Genomic DNA, 16,362 nt, shown 5'->3' with positions numbered 1-16,362 from the left:
CTGGGCGGGTGTTGCCCGGCCCCGGACCGTCACTCCTGGTTGAAGAATCCTTCGTCGGAGATGCTGCTCTGCGCCGTCAGGATGGTCGTGTCGTCGGGCAGTATCAGAAAGACGCGGCGCGACAGGCGTTCGATGTCGCCGCGTCGGCCCAGAATGAGTCCGGATGCGAAATCCACGATCCGCCGCGCCGCGGCATCGTCCATGTCGTCCAGATTGAAGATGACGGGAATGTTCTGCCGGTAGTACTTGCCGATGGTCGCGGCGTCCCGGAAGTTCCGGGGGCGAACCATGGCGATCTGGAATCCTTCGCCCATGGCGACCTGACCGTTGGGATTGTCCACGTCGTCAGGCCCCACGTCCACATCATCGGGGATGTGCTGCTCGCTGATCGGTGTCTCATCCTCATGTTCGACGAGGCCGAGCCAGGTGGCCGCCTTGCGGATTGCCATGCAGACCTCCGTCGAGGGGGGTGAGCCCTGTGTCGACCGCCGCGGGACACGGAAGGCCGAGACGGTGACGAAACGATGGTATGAGATTGTTGGACAATGCTAGGACTCGATTGATCATCTCCGACCTCCGACACGCCGGGCTCGGGACGGAACCTGGCCACCTCCCGCCATGACGCGGCCTCGGGTGGCCGGCCTTCGCTCCGCCGGTGCCCAGCTCAAGGGCTGGTGGGGGCGTGCCGGCGCCCGGTCTGGCGCGCGTTCTGGGGCCTCGTTCGGCCAGGACGGGGGCGTCCAGAATTCCGGCCGACGGCGGTCGTCCTGCCTTTCGATATTCTCGCGCGCTGTGCGACACTCGGTTCATCGCCATTCAAACTCCTTGTTGAAGTCGCACTTTCTGGCGAGCATTTCTGAACTTCCTGCACTTCTTGCGGTCTTCGGTGTCATGGCCGGACGTTTCCGTGCACGAGTCCGGAGACCGGCGTGAGAGGGGACCGGAGGACCGGATTTGATCATTCCAAACCTGGTTGACCCACGGTCGTACGCGGCCCACGACATGACGGCCGTCTGGGAGTGGAGCCGTCGGCCTGATCACGACGGTTACCGACGACATCACGCCGACGCAGCGGCCCGGGGCGTGCGTGAGATCGCAGTTCTGCCCGATCGGCCAGACCGTCCCCCCTCGGCTACGGGGGCAAGGCCGAGATCGTGCTCGGCCGTGAGGCGCGCCCCGGCGAGCGGTTCCGGGTGCTTGACCCGATCAACGCGCCCGGCGAGCCGCCGCACTGCGTGAAGTACGCGGGGAGGACCGCCGACCAGGTTCGAACCCCCATCCACGTTCCGCGGCTTCCCGGTCGCGGGACGGCGGGGCCGTGCCAGAACTCGGAGAACCCGCATGAAACACCGCGTCCTTCTCCCCGGTCAACCGCTGTCCCTAGCGGCTGCGGCGGCTCGTCCGGCAAGGACGACGGGATCGCCAGCTTGGGCGGGCCGAGCGCGTCGAAGCCCCCCGGGCGGCCGGCGGCACCGGCGGCACGGCGCCCGGCTCAGACGGGTGCGTGCCTGCGGGAACACGGCGTGAACATGCCCGACCCCGGCGCGTCCGAGCTGCTCTACGCGGGGCGTCCGCGTCCCGAACGCCGCGAACGCGCCGCCGAGGCCCTCCGCCGGGTGGAGCTGGCGCACCGGCTCACCTACTACCCGCACCAGTTCGCCGGCGGGGAACGGCAGACGGGTGAAGCCGCGTCGGCCTCAGCGACGCGCCCAGGGCGGGGGTCGGACTACCGGAGCATCACGTGGGCTCTCCCAGGTGCGTCGGCAGTACGGCGGCGGAGTTGGTGAAGATGCTGGCCATGGGCGGCAGCTGATCGGCGGGGACGGCGAGTCGGAGGTTGGGGTGCCGGTCGAACAGCAGCGGCACGGCGGTGAGGGTTTCCAGGTGGGCCAGGGCCGAGCCGGGGCAGGTGTGCGGGCCGCCGCCGAACGCCAGGTCGCCTTGCTGGAGACGGGCTGGGTCGAACAGGTGGGCGTCGTCGCCGTGGTGGATGGGGTCGCGGCCGACGGCGGTGTAGGGCGCCAGGATCGCCTCACCGGCGCCGATGATGACGTTGGTGCCGGGGATCGGCAGGTCGGCCGAGGGGTAGCGGCCGATGAAGTTGCCGATCGGCGGGTCCCACCGCAGGATCTCCGCGATCACCGTTGGCCAGGTCAGGGAGCCGTGCTGGACCTGGTGGAGTTGATCGGGGTGGGCGAGCAGGGCGCGGATGGTGTTGGTGGTCAGCGAGATGGTGGTCTCGTGCCCGGCGGTCGCCATCACCCACAGCGTGCCGGCGAGTTCGCTGTCGGTCATCACGGTGCGGCCCTGCTCGCGGTCGGTGATGAGGGCGCTGGTGAGGTCGTCGCCGCGGTCGCGGGTGCGCAGCTCGATGAGCTCGTTCAGGAAGCCGGGGATCGCCTCCTGCGCCCGAGTCACCTGGTCGCCGGTGGTATCGGTGCGGAAGATCGTGTCGACCAGGTGCCGCATCCGGGGTCGGTCGGCGGCGGGGACGCCCAGCAGTTCGCAGATCACCCGCAGCGGCAGTTGCGAGGTGTAGTGGGCCCGTAGATCCACTACACCGCGGGAGTCGGTGTGCCGGGGCAGTTCGTCGAGCAGGGCGGTGGCGATGCCGGTGATGCGGGGCGCCAGGAGTTCGGTGCGGCGGCGGGTCATGTGGGAGGCGATCGGGCGGCGCAGCCGCTGGTGGTCCTCACCGTCGGCGGTGACCAGGTTGTCGACCATGACCATCCCGATGATCGGGTTGTCCGGAGCCAGCCGGCCTTCTCGGACCGCCGACCAGTTCCGGTAGTTCTTGCTGACCGGCGCGTCGGTGACCAGCCAGCGCACCAGTTCGTGGGTGGTGAGCGCCCAGGCCGGCAGGCCTCCGGGCAACAGCACGCGGACCACGCCGCCGGTGGCTCGGCCGGCGTCGCGCAGCGCGGCGGCCTCACCGTGGTGGTCTTTCCCGAGCGGGTTCAGGCGGATCAGGGGGATGTCGTCGTGGGGGCCGGGCTGTGCGGTGGGGGCGGTGGTCATGGCGGTCTCCGTTGCGCGGTGGGGGAGGCGGGCATGGGACGGCGGACGGTGCTGGGACGGGCGGTTCAGAGGCGGGCGTGACGTCCGGGCGGTGCGGGGGCGACCGGAGTGGGAGCGGCGGTGAAGGTCACGGGGAGCCGGGTGGGGATGGCGGTCCAGGGGCTTGGCAGCGCGGTGATGGCGCCAGGGGGGCAGGCCAGTTCCATGTCGGGGAGCAGGTGCTGGGCGGTGGCGATGGCGGTGCGGGCGATGGTGCGGGCCGGGTCGCGGGCCGGGCAGGCGTGCGGTCCGGCCGACCAGGCCAAGTTCGCCCGATTGTCGTTGGTCCACCACAGGTCGTCGTGGACGCGGGGATCGCGGGCGGCGCCGCCCAGGCCCAGGATCAGTGCGTCTCCCCGGGCGATGACGCGGCCGCTCAGCTTGGTGTCGGCCAGGGCGTACCGGGCGGGCATGTTGATCATCGGTGGGAGCACGGCCAGGACCTCGTCCAGGGCGTTGTCGATCGGGAGCTGCCCGCCCCTGACCTGGCCGGCGAACCGCGGGTCGCTCAGCAGCATCCGCAGCGTCTGGGAGATCCAGGAGATGGAGGTGTGCTTGCCCGCCGACACCAGCACCACGATCGTCTGCACGACCTCGCTGTCGGTGTGCAGGTCGGGGTGGTCGATCAGGAAACTGGTCAGGTCGTCGCGGCGGTGGGTGAGGCGTGAGCCGAACAGCGCGCCCAGGACGGCCTCGAACCGGGCGTTGCCCTCCTGGGCGCGCGGGCCGGAGCTGAACAGCAGATGCATGGCGGCCAGCAGCTCGCGGGCTTGCTCGGGGTCCAGGCCGATGAGCTCGCCGATGGACAGCGCCGGGATCGCCGCGGCGTAGTCGGCGACCAGGTCGGCGTGCCCCTGGACGGCGAAACCTGCGATCAGGTCGGTGCACAGCCGCTCGACGGTGTGCCGGAGCCGCCGGTGGTCGATGCTCGCGATCGCGTCCTGAAGGGGGCGGCGCAGCCGCCGGTGCTCGCCGCCGTCGAACCCGATGACGTTGTCGCGGGGGAACATCATCGGGCCCAGCGGTGAGTCCGCGGGGACGCTGCCGTCCTGGTAGGCGCGCCAGTTGCGGGCGTCGCGGGAGAACCGCTCCTCGTCTTTGGTGATGGTCAGCAGCTCGCGGTAGCCCATCACCAGCCACGCCGGCACGCCCGGCTCCAGCTCGACCGGGGCCAGGGGGCCGTGCTCGCGCCACAGCCCGGGCAGCACCGTGGTGGGGTCGGCGGTGACGGCCGCCAGCGGCACCGCCCGCCCGCGTCCCGCCGCGGCCGGTCCCGCCTGCGCGGTGGGGGACGTGCCGGGCGTGGTGGCCGCCGATCCGGCCGGGCGTGCTGGGCGGCCCGGCGGGGGCGTCGGCGCGTTCATGGCAGCTGGGACCTTCCGGGAGCGGTGAGCGAGGTAGGAGAGGTGGCGCGCGCGAGCGCGTGGCGGATCAGGACTTTCAGGGCGTTGATCGTCGAGGCGCGGTCGCGGGCATCGCAGTAGACCAGCGGGGTCTCCGGCAGCAGGTCGAGGGCTGCCCGCAACGCCTCCGGCGGGTGATCGGGGCTGTCGGGGAACTGGTTGACCGCGACCGCGAACGGCTCCAGGCCGTGCTCTTCGAGCTGGCCCAGGACTTCGAAACTGTCGGTCAGCCGGCGGGCGTCGACCAGCACCAGGACCCCGGCCACGCCCTGGGCCAGGCCCGCCCACATGTCCCAGAACCGGCGCTGGCCGGGGGTGCCGAACAGATACAGCACCAGCTGGTCGTTCAGGGTGATGCGGCCGAAGTCCAACGCGACCGTGGTGGTGGTCTTGTGGTCCAGCCCGGCCAGATCGTCGACGCCGGTGCTGGCCTCGGACATGGTCTCTTCGGTGTGGAGGGCGCGGATCTCGCTGACCGCGCCCACCAGGGTGGTTTTGCCGGTGCCGAAAGCGCCCACCACCAAGATCTTCGCGATCCGGTCGACGGTCGCCGACAGATACTCCACCCGGCCTGGGCCCGGGCCCGTTCCGGCCGGGTCGGGGTCGCCGGGGTCAGACTCGTTCAAGGCCATCGAGAACTTCCTGGAGCAGGGTGGGATTGATCTCAGCGAACTGACTGGCGGCATGCTGATGCAAGTGGTCGGAGGTGATGAGGTCCTCGGCCAGCACCATCACCACGCTGACGGGCAGGCCCAGGTACGCGGCCGATTCGGCGATCGTCAAGATCCCGCCGCGGTGCAGCCGGAGCAGCGCGCGCGTCTGCGGCGCCGCGTCGGCGCGCAGCGGCGGCCCGTCGGGCGTCGCCCGCAGCAGCGTGTCGACCGTCAGCCCATGCCGGGTGGCGGCACGGCCGCCGGTGAGCACATACGGCCGCACCGGGCTGGCGCCCGACCCGTGCCGCTCACCGGCCGTCGTCATCTAACCCCGCCCGCCGCTGCGGGGTTCCGCTCCGGAGCTGAAACGCGTCCCGGCGGCGGTGGCGCGTTCGGGGGTGGCCAGCTTTCCCGGGCTGAGGCTGGCGACCATCGCCTGCATCTCCTGACCGACGACCGCCAGGTTGCTGTCGGCGGCTGCGAGCACGGTCAAGCACGTCCCCTCGGCGACACCCCGCACCAACAGCACACCCCCCTCGAACACGGAGTTCACCTGGTGGACCGCCTTGCCGCCAGCGCCGTGCTCACCGGCCACGCTGCGGGCGATCGACAGCATGCTGGTGCACGCCGCCGCCAGCCGCTCCGCCTCGTCGCGTTCCAGCGAGTTCGTCCAGGCCGAGATGAGCCCGTCGGTCGAGCTCAGCACGGCATGAGTGATGCCGGCCACCTTCTCCAGAGGTTCCAGGACCCAGTGGGTGGTCATGCCTCTCCAAACTCCGATGAACGGTCGAGGGGATCACCGGACGGATCGCCGCCCGGAGGGGTGTCGGATCGTGGCCGGGCGCCGGGACCGGCCGGCGGCACCCCGGGAATCTGGCCCATCAGCGCGGCCAGTTTGGCACCGGCCTCCTGCGGGGTCTCGTCCGACGCCTGCACTCCGGGCAGCGCGGGCCTCGCACCGGCGCCGGACGCCGGATGGGCCGCGGCGCCGCGGCGGGAGACCCGCTGCGGAAGCCCGCCGGTGTCACCTGCGCCGCCGGCGGGCCGCGCTGCGGGTGCAGGACCCGCCGCCGGGACGCTCAGGGAGGTGTTCTGCGGGGTGCTTGCGGATCCGGCCGGGCGACTGCCGGTGGTGTGGGCGGGCCCGTCCTGGGGTGCTGCCACCAGCATCCGGTCCGGCATCCACACCACGGCGCGCAGACCGCCGTAGGGGGAGTCCTCCAGTGTGATCTGAAGGCCGAGCCGGGCGGCGAATCGGCCGACCACCGGCAGCCCCAGCTGCGGGACCTCTCCCAGCTCGGCCAGGTCCGGTACCGACTCGCCGGCCACCATGGCGCGGGCCCGCGACCTGCGGGGCTCCTCCAGCCCGGCTCCGTGGTCGTCGATGCGGATGCTGGCGCCGTTGGCCGCGGCCACCACCCGCACCTCCACCGGCGTCTGGCTCGGGGACATCCCGGCCGCGTTGGCCAGCAGCTCGGCCACCGCATGCACGACGCCCTCCAGCGCCGACGCCGACACCGCGATGTCAGGATCGCCCTCCAGGCTGACCCGCCGGTAGTCGCCGATGCGGCCGGCCGCAGCCTGCACCACGGCCGCCAGCCGCACCGGCTGCGGCCACTGCTGGCCCTCCCACGATCCGCACAGCACCGGCACCCGCTGAGCCATCCGCGCCCCCTGCGCGGCCAGATGATCGAGATTCTGGGCCGCGACGCTGACCTCGGGCTGGCCGCGGTGGTCCTCGGCCAGCCTCTCGGCCGCGCTTTGCACCTGGTGCATCGCCGCCTGCAACCGCCGCGCCGTCGTCACCAGAACCTGCGCCTGGGACTCCTCCCGCCCGGCCCACTCCCGCCGTGCGGCCGTCGCCCGCTGCACCGCGTCCCCGCACGCCTTGATCAGGTCGGGCCCCAACGCGTGCTCGGCCTGCGCGGGAAGGGCCGGGATCGCCCGTCCCTCCAGCGCCGCGGGCATCTGCACCTCGGCCAGGTGCTTCAGCACAGACACCGTCAGCTCGAGCTGCTGCCGCTGGCCGGCGTCGTGGCCCTGCCACGTGTGGTGGTGTTCTTCGGCCCGCTGGGTGACCGCGGCCAGCTCCTGCCGGACCTGGCCAAGGTGCCGGCCTGCCGCCTCCTGGTCAGCTGCATAGCGGCGCGTCAACTCCCACATCGCCGTGGCCGCCGACACCGCGAGTGCGACGGTCACCAGCCACGCCGCCCACCACACCGGTCCGCCGCGCATCGCCAGCGGCGCTGCCAGCACCAGCAGCACCAGCACGCACGCCGCCGCGCGGACCGCGGCCTGCAGGCTCGTGGTGGCGAGGGTTTTGGCCAACGGGGACGCCGATGAGGAAGGGCTCATGCGATCCCGCCCGACCTCGCCGCCTCACACCTCGACCGGAGCCAGGCCCGCCGGCATGAACTCCGGTCCCCCAAGGGGTGGTGCGGCTGTGACGCCTCAGCGCTGGGCGGAGCGGGCGGATCGGTCCGGTTCACCGGGGTGACTCCTCATTGGTGGCGGTGGTGCGGGAGGTGTTCATGGTCAGTCTGCCGCTGGGGCCGTGGCGGCGCAGGGGTTACGGTCGATCCAACCGAATAGCAGGCATTTCGCTGGATTGTGGTCACCGGGGCATGCCGATCTAACGGGGTCGCCCCTGCGGGAGGCGGTCCCGGTCCTCACCGTTTCGGCCGAGTGGCACCCCGGCCGGATCCTCACCCAGATCGCCGAAATACCCGACGGCCGCCGCTACTTCTGGGGCGCCCGCACCGTCCACCGCCCGGCCGCCCGGCCGCCCGCCCAGGCCGGGCCTCAGGTCTGTGAACGCACCGACTGCGCCCAGCGCGCCTTCCCCGGCAGAACGCGCCATGCCCATCGACGAGCACACCACCTCACCCGTCCCGCACCCCCTGACCCGGTGAACTCACGATTGTTCATGGAACAATGGTCGAATGACCCCGCAGTTGAATGATCTGCTGATGGACACGGCTTTGGTGGAATTCGTCGAGGAGGCTCGTGCCTCTATCGGGCCGACATGGCGTGAGCTGGGGCCTTACGCGGTGCGTGAACTCCAGCAGGAGAGGATTGCGCGCAGACCGCCCGGCCTGCCGGGGGTCGCAGTGGCGGACATGTCGATAGCGGACGGCTTGGCCGTCCGGCTCTATCTGCCGGAGTCGGCAACGGGTATGGCCTTGCTGGTCTATTTGCATGGGGGAATGTGGACGATCGGCAACCTGGATTCTCATGATCGCCTGTGCCGCCGCCTTGTTCGGGAGGTCGGGGTGGCGGTCCTGGCGGTCCACTATCGGCGAGCTCCCGAATGTCCATGGCCTGCCGCGGTGGACGACGCGGTCGCGGCCGTCCAATGGGCGCAGACCCGGGTGGCCGAGCTGACCCGGGGCGGAGTACTCATGGTCGCCGGGGACAGCGCGGGCGGCCACCTCGCGACGCTGGCCTGTCTGCGCTTGCGGGACGCAGGAGGACCGCTGCCCGCGGCTCAGATTCTCGTCTGCCCTAATACTGATCTGACCCTCTCTCTGCCGAGTGCGCAGGAGAAAAGGACCGGCTGGGGGCTGACCACCGACGATATCGCGTGGGGCGCCGAACTGTGGATGCCTGACCCGCGGCTTCGCGCGGACCCGCGGGTGAGTCCGTTGTTCGAGCCCGATCTGAGCGGACTTCCCCCGGCCCTGATCGTCACCGCCGAGCACGACCCTCTTCGCGACGAGGGCGAGGCCTATGCGCACCGTCTCATGGACGCGGGCGTCCCGACCCTGCTGCGCCGCGAGGCCAAGATGATCCATGGCTTTCTCACCCTCGACACGCTTTCTCCCGCCGCGGACGCGGCGGGAGAAAGGCTCTTCGGCGATATATCCCAGATGAACATCAGGCCGGATAGCGCCATGTGAGGAGTGCCGTGGACGGTCTTGTATTGGTGGACCTCCAATTTTTGGAACTCCTCCACGCAGTGGATGACCATCGCCCTAGAGGCTGGTTCTATAGGTCGGACGCGTCCGCAGCCGGCGCATTTCGAGTGCCAGAAAGCCGGCGAGCACGACCACGGCACCGGACTCCAAGCCGAGCGCGAGCATGACGGTGGTCCGGTAGCCGTACTCGTGGAACCCGAACAGCGTGCCCTGCTCACTGATCAGAAGTCCGATGATGGTGCCCAACGCGAAGATGATCGCCCCGAGCGCCACGAGCGCCTGCGGCGCGCGACCGGCGATCGGCACGGAACCGATGCCAGGCAGGGAACTCAGCGGGCTGGCCAGGACGAGCCCCAGCACCACCGCGCCGGCGAAATTGATCGCGAACAGCACACCGATGACCGGGACAACGCGATAGTGGTCGGCGAAGTACTCGTACAGATGGACCGCGCCGATGCCGAACAGCAATAGCACGCCCAGATAGCGCAGCAGAAATCGCATGGCGGTCAATCGCCCTGGACACCGGAGTCGCCGCCTGCTCTCATCCCGCGACCTGCTCGCCTTGGGGTGAGATGGCGTACCATCCGGCGCCGAACTGGGTGAGGCCCTGGCCGCGGGTGTCGCCGCGTCCGGTATCGGCTTGGTAGTAGTACAAGGGGTGGCCCGCGTAGACGAGCTGGCGAGGCCCGTCAGAGCGGGCGATCGTGGTGATCTCGGCCGTCTGGGCCCCGCCGGCCGCACGTGGCGGGCCCTGGGTGGTGGCCGGCGGCCAAATGCTCGCGCATGCCCCTGAACAGGCCGATTGGTTCGGTGGGTCGGCGACGAACAGGTACAGCGTGCGTCCCGTCTCGTTCACCAGGACCTGCCCGAGTGGCGGCGCTTGGTCCGAGCGGATCTGCATCCGGCCGGGATTCTGTGAATTGGTCGCGGTCGCGCAACCGGCGACCGCCAACGCCGCCACAGGGACGCCGAAGACCATCCGGCGGAACCGCGCCGTCCGAGGAAGGCGCGTATCAGTAGCCACCACCGCCGCCGCCCTGTTGCTGTTGTGTCACCGGAGCACCGGACGAGGACAGCACGTACCACTTGGCGCCGAACTGGTTGAGACCTTGCCCCTTGGCGCTGCCGCTGCTGCTTCCGTCGGGCGCGTAATAGTAGAGAGGATGACCGCTATAAGTGACCTCTGTCGTGCCGTCACTCCGCTTGGTGGTGCCCAGTTTCGACGCGTCCGCCCCCGAACCGGGCTGGGGCTTCCCGTTGGTGGTGACCGGCGGCCACACGGTCGCGCACGCCCCGGAGCAGGACGACGTGTTTCCCTTGTCCTTCTGGAACAGGTACACGGTCCGGCCCTCGCCGTCGACCAGGATCTGCCCCAGTGGCCCCACGTTCGCCGTCTTGATCGTTTCAGCGGACGCGCCGCCGCTGGTGGGGGCGGCCGGGGACTTGGGCGCCATCTTCTGGCTGGACGAATCGTACGAACTGCCGCCGCACCCGGCGACCGTGACCACGGCCGCCACGGAGACCGCCAGCGGTCCCGTGATCGCCGTTATCCGCGATCGACGGCCCCGCCGGGGCACGAGAGCCGGATCAGGCGATCGCATCGTGTTGGACGGATGCCCCTGAGACATGCGTGCCTCCCCTCTGAGCGCGATACCGGTCGGCCGGTATCCTTCCTGACGCCGCATACCCGGGCGGCCGGGCGGTGAACTGTCCCATCCAAGCCGTGAACCGCTCTTTCCCAAACCGTCAGTTGCCCATGGCTGTCCGCGGACGGACGGCGAAGCGGGAGCCGATGGGTAGAGGCCCTGGCGTTGTCACGCCAGAGCCTCTCGCCTTTTCGGCGGCCCATCGTGGGGACGATCCGGCCGAGAGGGCCGAATCGCGGTCGGTCATTCCAGCTGTCGTACGCGCTCGATGATCGGGCCGAACAATTCCATGTGCGGTCGCCGGACGGTGATGTACGAGAAGCCGTAACGCTCCCGGCCCTCGATGAGCTGACGCGCGATCTCCTCCTCGGTGCCGAGCAGCATGAACGGCGTTTCCAACGCGTGCTGGGCGTCTTGGACGAGGAAGTGCGGATCTCGTGCGGCCGCGATGCGTTCGGCGGCAGCATGGCGGTCGTCGGTCACCTCGACGTGGAGGATGAAGCTGTTCGTCTCGATCTCGTCGGCCCGGGAACCGGCCCTGGCGCGCAGGAACTCCACGCCCTTGTCCGCCTCCGCCGGGGTGACGAATCGGAGTGTGCCTGGGGGTTCACCGGGGACCTGGTATCGGCCGCCGAAACTGGCGATGTCGGCGTGCTCGGCGGCGATGCCGAGTGCGCGGTCGCTGCTTCCCCCGACCATGAGCGGCGGGAGGCCGAGTCCGTGCTCGGTGGACAGGAGCTTCTCGACCTCGTCGATCGTCGCGTTCAGCCGATCCATCCGTTCCTGGAACGGGTGCCACGGAATCCGCGCTGCGTCGTACTGTGCTTTGACGATGCCCGACCCGATCCCGAGTTCCAGCCGCCCCTCACTCAGCCGCACTGCCGTCGCGACCTCGCGGGCGAGAATCGAGGGGTTCCAGTAGCCGATATTGAGCACGTGGGTGCCGACCCGTAGCCGCTCCGAGGCATACGCCGCCGCCACGAGCACGGAGAACGGCGAGGAACGCTCGGGGCCGAGGTGGTCGACCGCGAGGACGACGTCATAGCCCCAAGCCTCCGCGGTGCCGCAGATCTGGGCGAGTTCGCGCTGGGACCCGGGCGAGTCCACGGTGAACCCGAAACGAAAGTTTCGCATGTTTTTCTCCCCTGTAGCGGAGACGGTGCAGAGTTATCTGAAGCATGATTCGCGCTCGTGGCCTGCCGGATATTCGCTCACCCGGCGTCGAAGGTGAAGAACGAGGTGCACATTCGCGACGGCAGTACGAGGTTCCGTCACGGGGCGGTGAGGGCCTCGGCGGCCTCCCGCGGGACGCGGATCACGGCGGTCCGATGGTCCGCCATCATCGCGGTGACGGGGCCTTCGTACTGGTTGAGCCATTCGGGCGTCGTGTAGAGCGATTGGCCGCGTTCGACCCTGTCCTCCTCGGATTCGAAGGCGCGCACAAGGTAGTAGGTGTCGTCGTCGTTGAGCGCCGGGCCGTGCGCGAGGACGTCGATGCCGCACTTGCGCATCAACGGGATCGTGCCGTCGCGGCTGACCCGGTGGAACTCGTCCCGGGTCCCGGGCGCGGTGGTGAACAGGCGGACTTCGAGCAGCACGGTGTCGCTCACGTTCATCCCTCCAGGTTCTTGACCCGGCGACCGGCCTTCCAGACGCCGGTGATGTGCTCTGGCTGCGCGAGCGCCGAGATGTCGGCCAGGGGGTCCACGTCCAGAGTGAGGATGTCGGCGTCGTACCCCTCGGCGAGGACGCCCGACCTGGGCGCCTGCGGGCCGAGGGTGGTGGGGCCGAGCGCCGTGGCGGCCTCGATGGCCTCCAGCGGGTCGAATCCCAGCTTGACCAGGAGCTCCAGCTCCCGGCCGTTCTTGCCCCAGGAGTCGGGCATGTCGGTACCGCTCATCGCGACGTCGGTGCCCGCCGCGATGGTGACGCCCGCCTCCCGGGCCAGGATGATCGCCTCGCCGTGCCGGTCCACCGTCGCCTGGAGCTTCTTCAGCGCGTAGTCGGGCAGCATGTGGCCCTGGTCCAGCAGCTCGGCGAAGATCGTGCGGGTGGGGACCAGGATCGCCCCGGACTCCCGCATGGCGACCGCGGCCTCCTCGTCCAGGAACGAGCCGTGCTCGATCGTCTTGGCCCCCGCCTCCAGCGCGGCCATGATGCCCGGCTTGCCGTGGCAGTGGGCGGCGACGACCCGGTCGGCCATGCCGGCGACCTCGACGATCGCGCGCAGTTCGGCGTTGGTGAACTGCTGGTGGATCGGGTGGTCCACATCCGACAGCACGCCGCCCGAGGCGCAGACCTTGATGAGCTTGGCGTTGCGCCGCAACTGCTCGCGGGCCGCCCGCGCGCATTCGGAGGGCCCGTCGCACAGCCGGAACTCGCCGCCCATGTGGCCGAAGTCGACGACCCAGGAGCGCGGCAGGCCGTGCAGGTCGGCGTGGCCGCCGGTGGTGGACAGCGTGGTCCCGGCGGCGTAGATGTTCGGTCCCTCGACGCTGCCCTCCTCGATGGCCTGGACGAAGTGGATGCCCAGTCCGCCGGTCTCCCGGACCGAGGTGAAGCCCGCGTCGAGCGCGCGGCGCAGGTCGGTGGTGATGCGCGCGGCGCGCAGCGCGATCGGCTCCTGGGGGAGGAAGGTGAAGTCGGTCGAGCGCAGGCCCATGAAGTGGCCGTGCGCGTCCCACATGCCGGGCATGACCGCGCGGGCGCGGACCACGGTGGCGTCGGGGGAGGCGGGGGCGTCCGCGGCGGGACCGGCGTAGGCGATCCGGTCGTCCTCCACGATCACCGCCCCGTTCGCGACCGGCCGGCCGGTCCCAGGGATCAACTGCTCGGCTTCGATGCGTTGCTTCATGGTGATGGTCCCAATCTGTCGAGGGATGGATTCAGCTCTCCCCGGCCACCAGTTCCGGCTCGGGTGCGGCGTTCCCGCGCGTGACCGCCTCCGGGCGGATCGCCAGGACGCCGAACAGCGCGGCGAGCAGCCCGGCGACCGCGAACAGCGGCCACACCCCGTGCCCGATCCGGACGAACAGCAGGCCGCCGATCACCGGACCGAGCGCGGTGCCGAGCGCGTGCATGAACTGGAAGCCGCCGATGTAGCGGCTGCGCAGCGAGTCCGGCCCGGCGAGCGCCGGGTAGGCGAACACCGCCGGACCGCCGATGATCTCGCCGAGCGTCCACAGCAGCGTCGCGCCGATGATCACTACCGCGCCCATCGGCAGTCCGTAGGCGGCGACCCCGAGGCCGACCAGGGTGAACGCCAGGCCCACCGTGAGCTTGAACGGCCAGCGCTGGGAGAACTTGGTCAGCGGCAACTCGAAGGCGATCACGATGAAACCGTTCAGCGAGACCGCCAGCGTGTACCAGAACATGCTGATGCCCGCGGCCTTGACGTCCAGCGGCAGGGTGGACAGGTACTGCACGTAGACGATGGCGTTGAGCAGAACGGCGGTCAGGAAGAGCAGGTAGCGCCGGTCGCGCAGCATCGCCGGGTAGCCGCCGCCGCTGTCCGGCCCCCCGGCCCCGCCGCCGGGCCCGGTGGCCGCGGCCTTGCGCCCGCCGGGGATCGCGACGACCGCCACCGCGGCGTACACCATCGCGATCAGGCCCTCACCCCAGAACAGCAGGGTGTAGCTGTGGTCGCCGAGGTTGTACAGCCCGAAGCCGAGCAGCGGCGCGACCATCGCACCCATGTTCAGCCCGAACCGGTACATCCCGAAGATCATCACCTGCCGGTCCTCGGGGATCAGCTCCGACATCAGCGTCGCCGACGCGGGCCGGTAGAGCTGGGCCGCCAGGCTCACCACCAGGATCGCGGCGAGCAGCAGCGAGTAGTCGGGCAGGTACAGCAACGCGGCGGTCAGCACCGCGGTCGCTCCCATACTCAGCACGGTGGCGTTGCGCGCCCCCAGCCGGTCGGCCACGCTCCCGCCGAGCAGCACCCCGGCCACGCCGCCGACGCCGTAGACGCCGAGCGCGAACGCCGCCTGCTCCCTGGAGTATCCGCGCGCGGTCAGGAACAGCACGATGAAGATGTTGAGGAAGCCGCCGAGCCGGCTCAGGAACACACCGATCAGGATCGCCTTCGCCGCGAGCGGCGCGTCGCGGAACGTCGACCAGACGCCGGGGTCGGGAGTCGGCATGTTCTCGGTCGCCATAAGCCTTCACATCACTCTCGGGTCGTGACTTGCGGGTGGCGGCGTCCCGGCCGGCGGCGCGGTCAGCCCGGTTCGTAGGCGAGTGCGGACTCCGCGCTCGCCAAGGCGGCGCGGCAGGTATCGACGGAGTCCCCGGCAGTGATCGCGAACGCGATCCGCCCCCAGACCGTCCCCTTGGGCGGTGGGGAGACCACCGTCCCGGGCACGGCCACCGTCACCGCGCGCTCGATCTCGGCGGGGAGCCGGGACTCGTCGAAGCCGATCGAGGCGAGTTCGGTGTCGTCCCGTTCGACATAGAAGAAGCGGATGCCGGACGTCCTGGCGCGGTCGGGCTCCAGGTCCGGCGGCAGCCCGCAGGCGGCCGCGGCGGCGGCGAGCCCCGGGTCCACCCCGGTCGCGAGCAGGCCCAGATAGGGGATCATGTCTCCGCCCAGGCGGCCGTTCACCTCGATCACCTGCGGCCCGGAGTCGGTCAGCATGAACTCGGCGTGTGTCCAGCCGTCGGCGAAGCCCAGGGCGGTGTGCGTGTCCTGGACGACCCGCAGCAGTGCGGGGTCCTCGAGCAGCGGGTCGGCGGCGTCCACGAAGTGGCCGACCTCCTCGGCGTACGGCGGGTAGCCGACGACCTTGCGGGCGATGAACAGCGGCGCGACCACTCCGTCGCGCACCACGGAGTCGACGCTGATCTCCTCGCCGGTGACGCAGTGCTCGACCAGGATCGGTTCGTCCCCGGCGTACTCGACCGGATCGGGGGGCTCGGTGTCGCGGGTGAAGGCGAAGTTGGCGCGCAGGCCGGCGGGGCCCTCCACCCGTACGACGCCCAGGCTCGCACCCAGCCCGCGGGGCTTGAGGATCGCCGGGTAGCCGACCGTGTCGGCGGCGGCGAGTGCCTGCTCCAGGGTGGAGACCGGGACCGAACGCGGTTGCGGCACGCCCGCCGCGTCGAGCGCGGCCCGGGTCTGCGCCTTGTCGCGCAGCCGCCAGATCACCTTCGGGTCGCCGTTGCGCAGGCCCAGCGCCTCGGCGATGTGGGAGGTCGCCAGGATCCGCCCCTCATCCCAGCAGAGCACGCCGTCGACGGGGTCGTGCGCGTCCAGCTTGCGTGCCTGCTCGGCCATGGCCGGGCCGTCGAGCGTGCTGGGAACCACCGTCCAGCCGGACAGGTAGTCGGTCTCCCATGTCGGTTCGGAGGTGTGGAAGAGGTGGATGCGGAATCGGGTGCTGATCGAGTGCAGCAGGTACTCCCGGTAGGTGCGCATGCCCGTGGCGACCACCAGGAGCAGCGGGCGGTCGTCGCCGGTCTGGAGCGGGCCGGCAGGGGTGCGGCCGGGGGGTCGTCGGGTCGTCATGTCATGGCCTCTCTTCTGCCCCGTCCGCCGGGCCGGGGCGGTGCCACGGTGCCAACGTACAAAGCCAAGATCTTTGATCGGTGGGATCGTCGGGAATTCACTGCACTCCGGGCGGGAATTCACCGGCAGGCGCAGTCATTCGGGGGTCCTCGCGAGGACGGGGTGGGGTCCGGGGGG

General features: G+C 70.6%; 17 protein-coding genes. 2 read left to right on the top strand and 15 right to left on the bottom strand.

All coding sequences use genetic code 11. The features are described 5' to 3' along the window. Window positions 1–29: 29 nt before the first annotated feature. From QP090_RS18740 to QP090_RS18710, 7 genes are all read right to left on the bottom strand, one after another. Complete coding sequence (locus tag QP090_RS18740) at window positions 30–449, bottom strand: cell division protein SepF (protein WP_285940271.1); 420 nt, start codon at window positions 447–449, stop codon at window positions 30–32. A 1,288-nt stretch (window positions 450–1,737) separates the two neighbouring features. After that, complete coding sequence (locus tag QP090_RS18735; protein ID WP_285940270.1) at window positions 1,738–3,018, bottom strand: cytochrome P450 family protein; 1,281 nt, start codon at window positions 3,016–3,018, stop codon at window positions 1,738–1,740. Between the two features lie 65 nt (window positions 3,019–3,083). Further along, window positions 3,084–4,421: a cytochrome P450 family protein gene (locus QP090_RS18730; RefSeq protein WP_285940269.1), complete on the bottom strand. Its 1,338-nt coding sequence runs from the start codon at window positions 4,419–4,421 to the stop codon at window positions 3,084–3,086. Continuing rightward, window positions 4,418–5,092: a GTP-binding protein gene (locus tag QP090_RS18725; RefSeq protein WP_285940268.1), complete on the bottom strand. Its 675-nt coding sequence runs from the start codon at window positions 5,090–5,092 to the stop codon at window positions 4,418–4,420. Before QP090_RS18725 ends, QP090_RS18730 begins: the two co-directional genes overlap by 4 nt. Continuing rightward, entirely contained in the window at window positions 5,073–5,438 is a 366-nt protein-coding gene (locus QP090_RS18720) for a DUF742 domain-containing protein (protein WP_285940267.1), read from the bottom strand. The genes QP090_RS18725 and QP090_RS18720 overlap by 20 nt, the downstream gene beginning before the upstream one ends. Next, on the bottom strand, window positions 5,439–5,876 hold the full coding sequence (locus QP090_RS18715) for a roadblock/LC7 domain-containing protein (protein ID WP_285940266.1): 438 nt from the start codon (window positions 5,874–5,876) through the stop codon (window positions 5,439–5,441). It lies immediately after the preceding gene. Then, on the bottom strand, window positions 5,873–7,468 hold the full coding sequence (locus QP090_RS18710; protein ID WP_285940265.1) for a sensor histidine kinase: 1,596 nt from the start codon (window positions 7,466–7,468) through the stop codon (window positions 5,873–5,875). Before QP090_RS18710 ends, QP090_RS18715 begins: the two co-directional genes overlap by 4 nt. A gap of 199 nt (window positions 7,469–7,667) precedes the next feature. On the opposite strand from QP090_RS18710, the gene QP090_RS37545 reads away from it, so the two are divergent. Continuing rightward, window positions 7,668–8,075 carry a short-chain fatty acyl-CoA regulator family protein gene (locus QP090_RS37545; protein WP_349666501.1) on the top strand — a complete coding sequence of 136 codons (408 nt, stop codon included), beginning with the start codon at window positions 7,668–7,670 and terminating at the stop codon, window positions 8,073–8,075. Next, a complete protein-coding gene (locus tag QP090_RS18705; RefSeq protein WP_285940264.1) occupies window positions 8,056–9,012 on the top strand; it encodes an alpha/beta hydrolase in 957 nt (318 codons plus the stop codon). Before QP090_RS37545 ends, QP090_RS18705 begins: the two co-directional genes overlap by 20 nt. Window positions 9,013–9,087: 75 nt before the next feature. On the opposite strand, the gene QP090_RS18700 is transcribed toward QP090_RS18705, so the two are convergent. From QP090_RS18700 to QP090_RS18665, 8 genes are all read right to left on the bottom strand, one after another. Beyond that, complete coding sequence (locus tag QP090_RS18700) at window positions 9,088–9,531, bottom strand: hypothetical protein (protein ID WP_285940263.1); 444 nt, start codon at window positions 9,529–9,531, stop codon at window positions 9,088–9,090. A gap of 40 nt (window positions 9,532–9,571) precedes the next feature. Next, window positions 9,572–10,009 carry a COG4315 family predicted lipoprotein gene (locus tag QP090_RS18695; protein ID WP_285940262.1) on the bottom strand — a complete coding sequence of 146 codons (438 nt, stop codon included), beginning with the start codon at window positions 10,007–10,009 and terminating at the stop codon, window positions 9,572–9,574. A gap of 34 nt (window positions 10,010–10,043) precedes the next feature. After that, window positions 10,044–10,547, bottom strand: coding sequence for a COG4315 family predicted lipoprotein (locus QP090_RS18690; protein ID WP_285940261.1), 504 nt, complete (start codon window positions 10,545–10,547; stop codon window positions 10,044–10,046). Between the two features lie 372 nt (window positions 10,548–10,919). Next, window positions 10,920–11,810 (bottom strand): TIGR03621 family F420-dependent LLM class oxidoreductase, encoded by an 891-nt coding sequence (locus QP090_RS18685; protein ID WP_285940260.1) that lies wholly within the window; start codon window positions 11,808–11,810, stop codon window positions 10,920–10,922. A gap of 137 nt (window positions 11,811–11,947) precedes the next feature. Further along, on the bottom strand, window positions 11,948–12,292 hold the full coding sequence (locus tag QP090_RS18680; protein ID WP_285940259.1) for a hypothetical protein: 345 nt from the start codon (window positions 12,290–12,292) through the stop codon (window positions 11,948–11,950). Continuing rightward, window positions 12,289–13,530 carry a metal-dependent hydrolase family protein gene (locus QP090_RS18675; protein WP_285940258.1) on the bottom strand — a complete coding sequence of 414 codons (1,242 nt, stop codon included), beginning with the start codon at window positions 13,528–13,530 and terminating at the stop codon, window positions 12,289–12,291. Before QP090_RS18675 ends, QP090_RS18680 begins: the two co-directional genes overlap by 4 nt. A gap of 31 nt (window positions 13,531–13,561) precedes the next feature. Further along, window positions 13,562–14,836 carry an MFS transporter gene (locus QP090_RS18670; protein ID WP_285940257.1) on the bottom strand — a complete coding sequence of 425 codons (1,275 nt, stop codon included), beginning with the start codon at window positions 14,834–14,836 and terminating at the stop codon, window positions 13,562–13,564. 62 nt (window positions 14,837–14,898) lie between these two features. Beyond that, on the bottom strand, window positions 14,899–16,185 hold the full coding sequence (locus tag QP090_RS18665) for an ATP-grasp domain-containing protein (protein WP_285940256.1): 1,287 nt from the start codon (window positions 16,183–16,185) through the stop codon (window positions 14,899–14,901). Window positions 16,186–16,362 lie beyond the last annotated feature (177 nt).

This window comes from Actinomadura xylanilytica (assembly GCF_030283145.1).
Classification (GTDB): Bacteria; Actinomycetota; Actinomycetes; order Streptosporangiales; family Streptosporangiaceae; genus Spirillospora; species Spirillospora xylanilytica.
The sequence above is the reverse complement of the archived record's forward strand: the minus strand, read 5'-3'. Positions and strand labels throughout refer to the sequence as shown.

Excerpts from the sequence above, each read along its gene's own strand:
- QP090_RS18740 (WP_285940271.1), bottom strand. The coding sequence starts at position 449 with ATGGCAATCCGCAAGGCGGCCACCTGGCTCGGCCTCGTCGAACATGAG.
- QP090_RS18735 (WP_285940270.1), bottom strand. The coding sequence starts at position 3,018 with ATGACCACCGCCCCCACCGCACAGCCCGGCCCCCACGACGACATCCCC.
- QP090_RS18730 (WP_285940269.1), bottom strand. The coding sequence starts at position 4,421 with ATGAACGCGCCGACGCCCCCGCCGGGCCGCCCAGCACGCCCGGCCGGA.
- QP090_RS18725 (WP_285940268.1), bottom strand. The coding sequence starts at position 5,092 with ATGGCCTTGAACGAGTCTGACCCCGGCGACCCCGACCCGGCCGGAACG.
- QP090_RS18720 (WP_285940267.1), bottom strand. The coding sequence starts at position 5,438 with ATGACGACGGCCGGTGAGCGGCACGGGTCGGGCGCCAGCCCGGTGCGG.
- QP090_RS18715 (WP_285940266.1), bottom strand. The coding sequence starts at position 5,876 with ATGACCACCCACTGGGTCCTGGAACCTCTGGAGAAGGTGGCCGGCATC.
- QP090_RS18710 (WP_285940265.1), bottom strand. The coding sequence starts at position 7,468 with ATGAGCCCTTCCTCATCGGCGTCCCCGTTGGCCAAAACCCTCGCCACC.
- QP090_RS18705 (WP_285940264.1), top strand. The coding sequence starts at position 8,056 with ATGACCCCGCAGTTGAATGATCTGCTGATGGACACGGCTTTGGTGGAA.
- QP090_RS18700 (WP_285940263.1), bottom strand. The coding sequence starts at position 9,531 with ATGCGATTTCTGCTGCGCTATCTGGGCGTGCTATTGCTGTTCGGCATC.
- QP090_RS18695 (WP_285940262.1), bottom strand. The coding sequence starts at position 10,009 with ATGGTCTTCGGCGTCCCTGTGGCGGCGTTGGCGGTCGCCGGTTGCGCG.
- QP090_RS18685 (WP_285940260.1), bottom strand. The coding sequence starts at position 11,810 with ATGCGAAACTTTCGTTTCGGGTTCACCGTGGACTCGCCCGGGTCCCAG.
- QP090_RS18680 (WP_285940259.1), bottom strand. The coding sequence starts at position 12,292 with ATGAACGTGAGCGACACCGTGCTGCTCGAAGTCCGCCTGTTCACCACC.
- QP090_RS18675 (WP_285940258.1), bottom strand. The coding sequence starts at position 13,530 with ATGAAGCAACGCATCGAAGCCGAGCAGTTGATCCCTGGGACCGGCCGG.
- QP090_RS18670 (WP_285940257.1), bottom strand. The coding sequence starts at position 14,836 with ATGGCGACCGAGAACATGCCGACTCCCGACCCCGGCGTCTGGTCGACG.
- QP090_RS18665 (WP_285940256.1), bottom strand. The coding sequence starts at position 16,185 with ATGACGACCCGACGACCCCCCGGCCGCACCCCTGCCGGCCCGCTCCAG.